The organism is Bacillus sp. FSL R5-0659, assembly GCF_038008785.1.
GTDB classification, from domain to species: domain Bacteria; phylum Bacillota; class Bacilli; order Bacillales; family Bacillaceae; genus Bacillus; species Bacillus safensis.
Window position 1 is genome coordinate 2,867,269 of sequence record NZ_JBBOZU010000001.1, and the last position, 11,974, is coordinate 2,879,242.

Here is an 11,974-nt window from a genome sequence, read left to right on the forward strand (position 1 = left end):
TCCACTCTATCACCTAAATCATATTTTCTAATGAAATATTTTTCATTGCATTAAGTATAGCAATCAAATAAATTATTTACAAGTAGGTTCCTATTTTGGTTATAATTTTATCTATATGAATCAGCATAGTTTAGCTCAATAAGAAAGGCTGCTTGAGATGACAGCTAAGATAAAGAAAAACCCTTGGTATATTGTACCAAGGGTTTCTTAATATTAACCAATAGAACCTTCCATCTCAAACTTAATCAAGCGGTTCATTTCAACGGCGTATTCCATTGGCAGTTCTTTTGTGAATGGCTCGATGAAGCCCATGACGATCATTTCTGTTGCTTCTTCTTCAGAAATTCCGCGGCTCATCAAGTAGAATAGCTGTTCTTCTGATACTTTCGATACTTTCGCTTCGTGCTCTAATGAAATGTTGTCGTTTAAGATTTCATTGTAAGGGATCGTATCAGATGTTGATTTGTTATCCATGATGAGTGTGTCACACTCGATGTTTGAGCGTGCACCTTCTGCTTTGCGTCCGAAGTGAACGATTCCGCGGTACGTTACTTTACCGCCTTGTTTCGAAATTGATTTCGATACGATCGTTGAAGATGTGTTTGGTGCAAGGTGAATCATTTTCGCACCTGCATCTTGGTGCTGACCTTTACCTGCAAGGGCAATACTTAATGTCATACCACGAGCGCCTTCACCTTTTAGGATGACTGCTGGGTATTTCATTGTCAGCTTAGAACCGATGTTTCCATCAATCCATTCCATTGTTGCATTCTCTTCACAAATCGTACGTTTTGTCACAAGGTTGAAGACGTTGTTTGCCCAGTTTTGAATCGTTGTATAACGGCAGTAGCCGCCTTTTTTGACGATGATTTCAACAACCGCACTGTGAAGTGAGTTTGTTGTGTAAACTGGAGCTGTACAGCCTTCTACGTAATGCACATGTGCGCCTTCGTCAACGATGATCAGTGTACGCTCGAACTGACCCATGTTTTCAGAGTTGATACGGAAGTATGCTTGAAGTGGAGTATCTACTTTTACGCCTTTTGGTACGTAGATAAATGAACCACCAGACCATACAGCCGAGTTAAGCGCAGCAAATTTGTTGTCAGTCGGAGGAATGACTTTTGCCCAGTGCTCACGGAAGATGTCTTCGTTCTCTTTTAATGCGCTGTCTGTATCTTTAAACACAATGCCTAGATCTTCAAGATCTTGTTTCATGTTGTGATACACAACTTCAGATTCATACTGAGCAGATACACCTGCTAAATATTTTTGCTCTGCTTCTGGGATACCAAGCTTATCAAAGGTTTGTTTGATTTCTTCTGGTACTTCATCCCAAGAACGCTCAGAGCGCTCTGATGGCTTTACGTAGTACGTAATTTCATCAAAGTTTAATGCATTTAAATCTCCGCCCCATTGTGGCATCGGCATGTTGTAAAAGTGCTCAAGAGATTTCAAACGGAAGTCGAGCATCCACTGAGGCTCTTCTTTCATACGAGAAATTTCTTCAACGATCTCTTTTGTCAGTCCGCGCTCTGAACGGAAAATGGAAACGTCTTTATCAGAAAAGCCGTATTTATATTCACCAACATCTGGCATTTTTTTAGCCATCCATTTTCACTCCAATCTTATGATTTGCCGTTATCTTCGGCAGATGCGCCTTTTTCAAGCGCCTTCCAGGATAATGTTGCACATTTGATGCGAGCTGGGAATTTTGCCACTCCCTGCAGCGCTTCAATGTCACCAAGATCAATGGAATCGTCGTATTCTTTTCCTTGCATCATATCGGAGAAAATCCGAGACATTTTCAAAGCAGTTTCAATATCTTTCCCTTTAATCGCCTGCGTCATCATTGAGGCAGATGCCATCGAAATCGAGCATCCTTCTCCTTCAAATTTCGCATCAGTGACTTTTTCGTCTTCGATTTTCATCGTAAGACGAATACGGTCACCACACGTTGGGTTGTTCATATCGACGACAATACTGTCGTTTAACACACCTTTGTTTCTCGGATTTTTATAATGATCCATAATCACTTGTCTGTACAGTGTGTCTAAGTTTACATTAAAAGACATTCGTAAAATACTCCTTTGTCTTACGGAGCGCTGCAATAAGTTGGTCAATCTCTTCTTCTGTATTATACAGATAAAAGCTTGCTCTTGCAGTCGCTGATACACCAAGCCATTTCATGAGCGGCTGTGCACAGTGGTGTCCAGCACGAATGGCGACACCTTCCGTATCCAGAACAGTTGACGCATCATGCGGATGGACGTCGTCTAAGTTAAACGTCACAAGCCCAGCTCGGTGCTGCGGTCCATAAACAGTCGCACCTTCAAGCTCCTTAAAGCGCTCAAGCGCGTAAGTGGCAAGCTGATGCTCGTAACGGCTGACTTCCTCCATACCAATGTCATTTAAGAAGTCAATTGCTTTTCCTAGTCCAACTGCTCCAGCAATAATCGGTGTTCCCGCTTCAAATTTCCACGGCAGCTCTTTCCATGTGGAATCATACAGATCCACAAAGTCGATCATTTCACCGCCAAACTCAGCAGGCTCCATATTATTCAACAGGTCCTTCTTCCCGTAAAGCACACCGATGCCAGTCGGTCCACACATTTTATGCCCAGAGAATGCGAAAAAGTCACAATCTAGATCCTGAACATCAATTTGCATGTGCGGAGTGCTTTGTGCACCGTCGACGACAATGATTGCCCCATGTTCGTGGGCAATTTTGGCGATCTCTTTAATCGGGTTGATGGTTCCTAATACGTTTGAGACATGTGTGACAGCGACGATTTTCGTTTGATGTGTGATCGTTTGCTTCACATCTTCAAGCGATAGCGTGCCGTCTTCCTGTAACGGAATGTATTTCAATGTGGCGCCAGTTGCTTTCGCTGCTTGCTGCCAAGGGATGATATTCGCATGATGCTCCATATGCGTAATGACAATCTCATCGCCTTCTTTGAGGTTGGCTCTAGCATAGCTGATCGCCACTGTGTTTAGTGCAGTCGTTGTACCTCTAGTAAAAATAATCTCCTGGACAGATGAAGCACGGATGAATGCACGAACTTTCTCTCTCGCACCCTCGTATGCGTCCGTTGCTCTTGTGCCAAGGGTATGAACACCCCTGTGGACGTTCGAGTTGTAAGACCGGTAATACTCATTCATTGCATCAATGACCACTCTTGGTTTTTGAGAAGTCGCTGCACTGTCCAAATACACCAAATCATGTCCGTTCACTTGCTGATGAAGGATTGGAAATTGCTCACGAACGTCTTTGATATTCATTATTTTACTTTCCTTTCAATTACAGAAATCAGCTGCTTTTTAACTCCTTCAATCGGCAGTTCTTTCACAACTGGATTTAAGAAGCCGTAAATCACAAGTCTTTCTGCATCTTCTTTGGAAATTCCACGGCTCATGAGGTAGTACAATTGAATTGGATCGACACGTCCAACAGAAGCAGCGTGCCCTGCTGTCACATCATCTTCATCAATTAATAGAATTGGGTTTGCGTCACCGCGTGCTTTCTCACTCAGCATGAGGACACGTGATTCCTGCTCTGCATTTGACTTTGTTGCGCCATGCTCGATTTTGCCAATTCCGTTAAAGATAGAGGATGCTTGATCCTTCATCACACCATGCTTCAAAATATATCCTTCAGAGTTTTTACCGAAGTGGATGATGCTTGTTGTGAAGTTTTCAGTTTGGTTTCCTCGGCCGACAACAACTGATTTCGTATCACCGAATGTACCGTCGCCCATCAGTTTTGTGATGTTTTCAGACACAACGTCTCCATCATTCATCAGGCCAAGCGCCCATTCGATTTTACTGTCACGGCCATTTGCCATACCACGTCTGTTCACATATACTGTGACACCTTCTGCAAGGTTATCTACAGCGCCGTATGTGACGCGGGCGTTTGCGCCTGTGAATACTTCAGAAACGATATTGAAGATTGCTTCTTCTGGTTTTGCTGTACTGATGTAGTTTTCTACATATGTCACAGCACTATGATCGTCTGCTACGACGATGACATGGTTGAACAATGTCGTTTCGTCATTTTCATGAAGATAAACAGCTTGAATTGGTGCTTCAAGCTCAACGTTTTTCGGAACATAGAGGAAAGCTCCGCCATTGACTAAAGCAGCGTGTAAAGCTGTTAGTTTATGCTCATCCACTTTCACTGCATCTGTCATGAAGTATTGTTTCACTAAATCTCCATGCTCACGAATCGCTGTATGAAGATCAGTGAAGATCACACCTTTGTCTTTCGCTTCAGCTGAAAGAGACAAATAGGCCGGCGTTTGATCACGCTGAATGTAAACTGTCTTATCTGTGTCCTCTAAATCAATAAGAGATTTCACTTCTTCTGGAAGCTCTTCTAATGATCCAAATGGTGCACTTTCGACTGTATGCTGTTTGAAATTCGTTAAATTCCATTTTGAAATATTCGTTTTGTCAGGCTTTGGCATTGGGAGGTCTTCTGCTTTTTCAAGAGCCTGTAAGCGAAGGGAGCTCATCCATGCCGGTTCCTGATGCTTCTCGGAGAAGCTTTTGACATAATCTTGATCTACTGATAATTTCGTTTCTAATGTCATCAATAATCCTCCTAACGCTTACGCTTCTTGACCAACAGTTTCGTCTTCAATTCCTAACTCTTTTTTAATCCAATCATAGCCTTCTGCTTCTAGACGCTGCGCGAGTTCTGGTCCGCCAGATTTCACGATACGACCTTGCATCATAACATGAACGTGATCTGGTGTGATGTAGTTCAGTAGACGCTGATAGTGAGTGATCATTAAGCAGCCGAAGCTTTCGCCGCGCATTTTGTTAATTCCTTTAGAAACAACTTTCAGGGCATCGATATCAAGACCAGAATCGATTTCGTCAAGGATGGCGATCTTTGGTTCAATCATCATTAATTGAAGAATTTCGTTGCGTTTTTTCTCCCCGCCTGAGAAACCTTCGTTTAAGTAGCGCTGTGCCATATCTGGGTCCATTTCAAGGAACTCCATGTTTTCGTCCATTTTGCGGATGAATTTCATAAGAGAGATTTCATCGCCTTCTTCTCTGCGTGCGTTAATAGCAGAACGAAGGAAGTCAGCATTTGTGACACCGCTGATTTCAGATGGGTATTGCATCGCAAGGAAAAGACCAGCTTGAGCGCGCTCATCTACTTCCATTTCAAGGACATCTTCGCCATCAAGCAAGATGCTGCCTTTTGTTACTTCATATTTAGGGTGACCCATAATTGCAGCAGATAAAGTAGATTTACCTGTTCCGTTTGGTCCCATTACTGCGTGGAATTCTCCACCTTTTATCTCGAGGTTTACACCCTTTAAGATTTCTTTCCCTTCAATCTCAACGTGCAAGTCCTTAATTGTTAATGTCGAAGCAGTCATATATCGATACCTCCAAAATAATCATTATTCTCAATTTATTCTCATTCTAATTTTATAACAAATTAAAACTGAATACAACACATTCACGATAAGCGTGAGAGGATGCTCTCAAAATTCTAACAAAAAAAGCAGGTAGATAAAAGGATTTATGTCGAAAAGACTGTTTTCATAAAGAAAGGGCGGGAAACTGTTCTCCCCGCCCCTCAGCTATTATTAGCCTCTTATATTCATTTTTGCGAGCTGTCTTTTCTCATCTCGATAGGACTGCTCTCGTTTATATTCCACTTTCATCCTTAAGTCATGGTCTCTTTCGTACTCTGCATAGCTCATGCCATGAGCTTGATGCATGGCCTTTTCCATCTCGGCGGTATAATCCAATCCCAGTGTACTATGGTCCGAACAAATAATAAACCATTCCCTTCCTTGAGTGTAGCTTTATTGTAGCAAACGTATGCGGCTTCACTCAAAAGGGATATGACGCTCTATGACGGCATATTTTCTCACACATTCGGATGAGAAGTACTCAACTCCTTGATATGGAAAAATACCTTGTTTTCCTTCTTTTAATGCGTCTGTCCTCCAAATTCATCAATACATTGCTGAACGACAGTGATTCCTTGGCTTAGTGCTGCCCCGCCGCCAAAAGCTGCCGCCACGCTCACAACCTCTAGCAGATTCTCTTCTGTCGCCCCTTGATCGAGCGCTCCCTTTGTATGATAAATCATGCAGTATTCATCCTGCGCATGAATACTGATGCCGAGGGCAATCATTTGTTTTTCCTTTTGCGTTAATGAATCGCTTTGAAAGCACTGCTCCGTAAATTCATTGAATTTCTTTCCAAACACCGGCATTTTCTTCTGGAATTCACCCATTGCGGTTTTATAATCAGTCAGTGATTGCTGCATGGATCCGCTCATATGCTGTTCATTCATTTTGATTCCATCCCTTCAGGTCATTTGTACGTTTTTATTATGAGCGAGATTTGAAAAAATACACAAAAAACCTCGCTTTGAAAGAAGCGAGGTTGCAGATTGTTGACAAAGGGCTAAAATGATCTTTATTTTAGCCCTTTGTCTTCCTTTCAGCGTGATAGAAAACCTTTGCATTCTAGGAAGGGCGAGTACCGGAGCAGAGCGAATTTGACATCCGTGAGCACCGGAGCGCAGAACTGACAAAGAATGCGAGGGTTTGTCTACATGCTGAAACCTCGCTTTGAAAGAAGCGAGGTCGAAATGTTGTTATTCAGATACAGGCAATACTGCACCGTCATATTTTTTGTCGATGAATTCTTTGATTTTATCAGAGTGAAGAACTTCCATTAATGCCTTGATCTTATCTGATTTTTCGTCACCTTTGCGAACCGCAACGATGTTTGCATATGGGTTGTTCTTTGTTTGCTCAAGTTCGATTGAATCTTTTTTCGGATTCAATTTATTTTGGATCGCATAGTTGACGTTGATAAATACAGCATCGCCTTCACTGTTTTCATAAGCTTTCGCAGTTAATTCAGGCGCGATTTTTTTGAATTTTAGGTTCTTTGGGTTTTCTTTAATGTTCTTTACTGTTGCGTTGATTGTATCAACCTTTGGATCAAGTTTGATGACACCAGCATTTTGCAGAAGGGCAAGCATACGGCCTTGTTCAGCTACGTTGTTTGTCATGATGATTGTGCCGCCGTTTGGAATATCTTTTACTGATTTGTATTTCTTAGAGTAGATACCGAAAGGCTCAAGGTGAACCGCACCAGCACTCACTAGGTTATAATCTTTGTTTGATTTATTTTCTTCGTTTAAGTAAGGGATATGTTGGAAAAAGTTCGCATCCACTTCTTTTTCAGCTAACGCTTTGTTGTACATTTTATAATCGCTAAGCACTTTCACTTTTAAATCGTAGCCTTTTTCTTTTAGAAGTGGTTTTGCTTCTTCAAGAATTTCGGCATGCGGCGTTTTTGATGCGGCAACCGTAATGGTTTTGCTTTCACTTGCGTTATTAGATGAACCGCACGCAGCTAAAATACCTGCAAATGCTAGAAATAGTGCACTTAAAATCAATTTCTTCATGAATAAATCCTCCCTTAACGTTTATCAATTTTATTTGTAATCAAATCACCGATTATTTGAATAATAAAGACGATGATCAGAATAAACACAGTGGCTACAAGTGTGACATCTGTATTACCAGATTGGTACCCTTCCACATAGGCGAGGTCACCAAGTCCGCCTGCTCCAATTGCACCTGCAATCGCAGTAGAGCCAATTAGAGCAATCGCTGTTACGGTAATACCTGAAATAAGGGCTGGCAATGATTCTGGCAGCAATACTTTGAAAATGATTGTCGACGTTTTCGCTCCCATTGATCGTGCTGCTTCAATGACTCCTTTGTCTACCTCACGCAGTGCAATTTCGACAAGACGTGCATAGAATGGAGCTGACCCTATGACAAGGGCAGGGAGTGCTGCATTTGGACCAAGAATCGTATGCATTAAGAATTTCGTGAACCCTAGTAAAAGAATAATTAAAATGATAAAAGGAATCGATCTGAAAATGTTGACGACAGCGCCGATGACAGCATTAATCGGTTTATTTTCCCAAAGACCGCCTTTTCCTGTAAGGAAGAGCAGGAGCCCTAGGATAATCCCGATGACAAAGGCAAATGCCAATGAAATCAGTGTCATATACACCGTTTCACCTGTTGCACTCCAGATGACGTCTAAATCAACGTTCGGAAACCATTTCTCAAACATGTGTCATCACCTCGATTTCAACCTGTTTGCTTTGGATATAGGCGATGGCTTTTTCTACCTCAGTCTCTTCTCCATTAATGTGGATAAAGAGTGTTCCAAACGCGCCTTCCTGCGTTTGAGAAATCTTCCCTTGAAGGATATTCACATCGACATTGAAGGATCGAATGATTTCAGTGATCAGCGGCTGCTCGGCAGAGTCTCCAATAAAGGACAACCGTACGACCTGACCTTCTTTTACTCGTTCTAAGACGTGCTCGATTGTTTCTTTCGCTTCCTCTGGTTCCGCAAGCTGTTTCACAAATCGCTTCGTCATTTCTTCCTTTGGCTGTCTGAAGACGCGTAATACTTCGCCTTCTTCAACAATACGTCCATTTTCCATGACTGCGACGCGATGACAAATTTTGCGAATGACGTGCATTTCGTGTGTAATGAGCACAATCGTGAGCCCTAGTCGTTTATTAATATCGGCCAAAAGCTCAAGGATTGAATCGGTCGTTTGCGGATCTAGCGCAGATGTCGCTTCGTCACATAGAAGAACCTTTGGATCATTCGCTAATGCTCTCGCAATGCCTACACGCTGTTTTTGCCCGCCGCTAAGCTGAGACGGATACGCATTTTCTTTTCCTTCTAAACCGACCAATTTAATCAGTTCATTCGCACGCTCTCTCCGTTTCGATGTCGGTACACCTGCGATCTCAAGCGGGAACATAATGTTTTGTCTCACCGTTCTTGACCAAAGTAAATTAAAGTGCTGGAAGATCATGCTGATTTCTTGTCTTGCTTTCCGAAGTTTCGCATTCGATACTTCATTGATCCGGTTGCCTGCCACTTCAACAATTCCTTCTGTTGGCAGCTCCAGACCGTTTAATAGGCGAATAAGCGAGCTTTTTCCTGCACCGCTATACCCGATAATTCCGAATATTTCACCTTTATCAATATCCAAGTTGACGTCTTTCACGGCATCAACATTTCCGCTTTTTGAATGATACGTTTTTGATACATTCTGTAAATGAATCACAGTCTGATCACCTGCTTTCTTGCTGAATCTATAGGTTTCCATCACATACGTTATTTATTCTTCTTTCTGTCATGACTCTAGCCTGACGTCAGGTCAGTAAAAAAGACCTAACTGCAACGCAAGCAGAAAGGCCTTTTATGTCAATTACGCCTTTCTCTCATCTTTCAAAGCGCTGCGGCTTTGAGTGAATTGGCACCAATTTCAGCTATGCTGACGGTTGCCGGGTTTCATAGGGCACGTCCCTCCACCTCTCTTAATAAGAGAAAATATGTTGTTTTATGTGATGTTCATGTTTTTACTAACGTAGAATATCATGCTATCTCAGATATGTCAACGCTGTAAATCGCTAATTTCCAAGTAAACAACTACGTTATCATTTTTCGAAAAAAACCGTTCGTCAGCCAAAGCACTGCCTCTAGTCTAAGGAGCGCACGGAATGACCCTTTGACTTTGACTTGTCCTCTGCTGATTAACTGCTGTAAGGACATATCTCCATCTAATAATTGTAGAATCTCTTTCCTCTCACCATAAAAGATGAGATCCGATAACTCAATTGCAGGTAGTTTCTTCACTTCACCACGTTCATCCACAATCAATGTACAAGAGTCAGTTTCCGCCTCAAATGTAATCTTCAAGGATGATGATGAGAGCAGCGGTTTTAATAGTAAACGCTGCCCTGTGTTACCATGGGCTTTCACATTTTCCACATGTATAACCTCCCTGTCATTTGGTTATACATAACATTTCTCTACAAACATCTTCTTGTCCTTTATAAATAACTCGACAAATTTTCAAATGAATTTCTTGAAATATGACAAAAAACCGCTTTATTTAGCGGTTTCAATCATTTCATGAAGATATGGAACTGAGTGAAAGGCATAGCCTTTTTGCACCAATTCTCCTTTTTTAAACAGTAGAAAGCAAGGAACACTCTCGATCTCAAATGCTTTTGCAAAGCCTGGTGAGTAGTTTAAATTGTTTTCGTAAAATGGTACATCCGGCTGCATGGCGTCTACGACTGCCAGCATTTTCTTTGCCAGCTGGCATGTTCCGCAAAACGGTGTATATAAGTATAAAAGAAATAAATCGTCCTCTATCTCTTTGAATTCGTGTTCTTCAATCTCTTTCATAATACGTCCACCCTCATAAATATTTCGAATGAACATCAATGTTTGCAGCTAATAGGATAGATGCAATGTGGGCTGACGGTGAAGCGGCCACTTCGCGGTACGTTCTGTCGACAAAAAGATGAAGTGCTTCAGGGAATTCTTTTCGAAATTGCTTCCGCAGTTTGTCGCCTGCATCGTCACTGTCTGCTAATATGTAAACGTCTTTCCCCACTAAATCGTCCACAAGCTGGTCCAGCTTCGATGTACTGATCGTGCCATTGGTGCAAATGATGGTAACAGGTTCACTTATGACTTCTTTCAGCTTTTGTTTGTCTGTTTTACCTTCTACAATGATGACCTTTTCTATCTCGACATTCATCACGATCACCCGGCCCTTTTGACGTTGATTCACTTCTTCCTTAGATTACAATCTTTCATTCAGGTTGTAAAGATTGGGCGCCTCGTCATCAAAAAGACTGCAGTTTTTGTTCACTGCAGTCTCCTCTGTGATTAGCACCACCCATTTTCATCGTCACAGTCTACATATTTTTCTGTCCCATCGGTCAATGTATCCGTTAGACGATAAAAACGATTTTGATCATAGGAATATCCCGATTTCAGCTCATATTGGTTTTCACTAATCATTGTGCCAATCTCTTCATTTTGATGATAAAGCACCATGCCGCTTTCTTTGAATCGTCCAGTGACATGCTCTGTTATATCCACCTGTTCTTTTTGAAAAGACAAATTGGACACCCCCCATAAAGGTAGAGTGTCCAATTTCACATGAATTAGTCTTCTTTTGTCATTTCTTCATATTGCTCAGCAGTCATTAAGTTCTCGATTTCAGATGCATCAGCTGGTTCTACAACGATCATCCATGCTTTTTCATATGGAGAGTCGTTGACGAATTCTGGGCTGTCATCCAGCTCATCGTTCACTTCGACGATTGTGCCATTGATCGGTGCATAAAGTTCAGAAACTGTTTTCACTGATTCTACACTTCCGAAAGGCTCGTCCGCTGTGATTTTGTCTCCTACTTCAGGAAGCTCAACGAACACGATATCGCCAAGCTCAGATTGAGCAAAATGCGTAATACCGATACGCACCTTATCTCCTTCTACTTTGACCCATTCATGTTCTTCTGAATAACGTAAATCTTTTGGTGTGCTCATTCAATACCCCTCCAGTCTTTTCTTACAATCTATATTGAAGATACCACAATCTGAATGAAAGTTACATCATTTCCAGACGCTTTTAAATGTATCTTCGTTAAATCCAACTGTCACTCGTTTACCGTCTGTTGTAATCGGGCGCTTGATCAGCATTCCGTTAGACGCGAGTAATTCTAGCTGCTCGTCCTCTGACATTGCAGGAAGTTGATCTTTCAGCTGCAGCTCCCGGTATTTTTGTCCGCTTGTATTAAAGAATTTCTTCAGCTCTAAACCGCTTTTTTCGTAAAGGGCTTTTAATGTTTCTTTATCAGGCGTCTCTTCGACGATATGTATGCTGTTGATGTCTTTATTGTGTGCTTCCAGCCACTTTTTTGCTTTTCGGCATGTACCGCAAGATGGGTATTCGTAAAAATCTAAAGCCACCATTTTCACCTCCTGCAAATTGTGACAACATTTTATCACAAAATATTTTAAAAACCTAAATGTATGCTTACAAAAAGGTGCGGAGTGATATCCGCACCTTTTAA

16 protein-coding genes and 1 riboswitch are annotated in these 11,974 nt (G+C 41.7%); all 16 genes read right to left on the minus strand.

What is annotated here, in order from left to right; all coding sequences use genetic code 11:
• Nucleotides 1-213: 213 nt before the first annotated feature.
• Nucleotides 214-1,611, minus strand: a complete 1,398-nt coding sequence (gene sufB / locus NSQ72_RS14830) for a Fe-S cluster assembly protein SufB (RefSeq protein WP_017368012.1) — start codon at nt 1,609-1,611, stop codon at nt 214-216.
• Nucleotides 1,612-1,628: 17 nt separating this feature from the next.
• Complete coding sequence (gene sufU, locus NSQ72_RS14835) at nt 1,629-2,075, minus strand: Fe-S cluster assembly sulfur transfer protein SufU (protein ID WP_039181277.1); 447 nt, start codon at nt 2,073-2,075, stop codon at nt 1,629-1,631.
• Complete coding sequence (locus NSQ72_RS14840) at nt 2,065-3,285, minus strand: cysteine desulfurase (RefSeq protein ID WP_107163084.1); 1,221 nt, start codon at nt 3,283-3,285, stop codon at nt 2,065-2,067. Before NSQ72_RS14840 ends, sufU begins: the two co-directional genes overlap by 11 nt.
• On the minus strand, nt 3,285-4,598 hold the full coding sequence (gene sufD, locus NSQ72_RS14845; protein WP_024423399.1) for a Fe-S cluster assembly protein SufD: 1,314 nt from the start codon (nt 4,596-4,598) through the stop codon (nt 3,285-3,287). The genes NSQ72_RS14840 and sufD overlap by 1 nt, the downstream gene beginning before the upstream one ends.
• Before the next feature lie 18 nt (nt 4,599-4,616).
• On the minus strand, nt 4,617-5,402 hold the full coding sequence (gene sufC / locus NSQ72_RS14850) for a Fe-S cluster assembly ATPase SufC (RefSeq protein WP_007500355.1): 786 nt from the start codon (nt 5,400-5,402) through the stop codon (nt 4,617-4,619).
• A gap of 213 nt (nt 5,403-5,615) precedes the next feature.
• A complete protein-coding gene (locus NSQ72_RS14855; RefSeq protein WP_254965641.1) occupies nt 5,616-5,750 on the minus strand; it encodes a hypothetical protein in 135 nt (44 codons plus the stop codon).
• A gap of 215 nt (nt 5,751-5,965) precedes the next feature.
• The gene (locus tag NSQ72_RS14860) at nt 5,966-6,334 is read right to left on the minus strand and encodes a carboxymuconolactone decarboxylase family protein (protein WP_003212803.1); all 369 of its coding nucleotides are present in this window, start codon (nt 6,332-6,334) and stop codon (nt 5,966-5,968) included.
• Nucleotides 6,335-6,640: 306 nt separating this feature from the next.
• Nucleotides 6,641-7,462, minus strand: coding sequence for a methionine ABC transporter substrate-binding lipoprotein MetQ (gene metQ, locus NSQ72_RS14865; protein WP_024423400.1), 822 nt, complete (start codon nt 7,460-7,462; stop codon nt 6,641-6,643).
• A 14-nt stretch (nt 7,463-7,476) separates the two neighbouring features.
• Entirely contained in the window at nt 7,477-8,145 is a 669-nt protein-coding gene (locus tag NSQ72_RS14870; RefSeq protein ID WP_079919062.1) for a methionine ABC transporter permease, read from the minus strand.
• Nucleotides 8,138-9,163, minus strand: a complete 1,026-nt coding sequence (locus NSQ72_RS14875) for a methionine ABC transporter ATP-binding protein (RefSeq protein WP_024423402.1) — start codon at nt 9,161-9,163, stop codon at nt 8,138-8,140. The genes NSQ72_RS14870 and NSQ72_RS14875 overlap by 8 nt, the downstream gene beginning before the upstream one ends.
• Nucleotides 9,164-9,317: 154 nt before the next feature.
• Nucleotides 9,318-9,426: riboswitch (SAM riboswitch) on the minus strand.
• Between the two features lie 102 nt (nt 9,427-9,528).
• Nucleotides 9,529-9,870, minus strand: coding sequence for an SCP2 sterol-binding domain-containing protein (locus NSQ72_RS14880; RefSeq protein ID WP_024423403.1), 342 nt, complete (start codon nt 9,868-9,870; stop codon nt 9,529-9,531).
• Nucleotides 9,871-9,990: 120 nt separating this feature from the next.
• A complete protein-coding gene (locus NSQ72_RS14885) occupies nt 9,991-10,293 on the minus strand; it encodes a thioredoxin family protein (protein ID WP_024426005.1) in 303 nt (100 codons plus the stop codon).
• A 13-nt stretch (nt 10,294-10,306) separates the two neighbouring features.
• Nucleotides 10,307-10,651 (minus strand): toprim domain-containing protein, encoded by a 345-nt coding sequence (locus NSQ72_RS14890; protein WP_024423404.1) that lies wholly within the window; start codon nt 10,649-10,651, stop codon nt 10,307-10,309.
• A 131-nt stretch (nt 10,652-10,782) separates the two neighbouring features.
• The gene (locus tag NSQ72_RS14895; RefSeq protein ID WP_039181284.1) at nt 10,783-11,019 is read right to left on the minus strand and encodes a YusG family protein; all 237 of its coding nucleotides are present in this window, start codon (nt 11,017-11,019) and stop codon (nt 10,783-10,785) included.
• 44 nt (nt 11,020-11,063) lie between these two features.
• Nucleotides 11,064-11,447: a glycine cleavage system protein GcvH gene (gene gcvH / locus NSQ72_RS14900; protein WP_008347039.1), complete on the minus strand. Its 384-nt coding sequence runs from the start codon at nt 11,445-11,447 to the stop codon at nt 11,064-11,066.
• Nucleotides 11,448-11,513: 66 nt separating this feature from the next.
• The gene (locus NSQ72_RS14905) at nt 11,514-11,870 is read right to left on the minus strand and encodes an arsenate reductase family protein (RefSeq protein WP_024423406.1); all 357 of its coding nucleotides are present in this window, start codon (nt 11,868-11,870) and stop codon (nt 11,514-11,516) included.
• Nucleotides 11,871-11,974 lie beyond the last annotated feature (104 nt).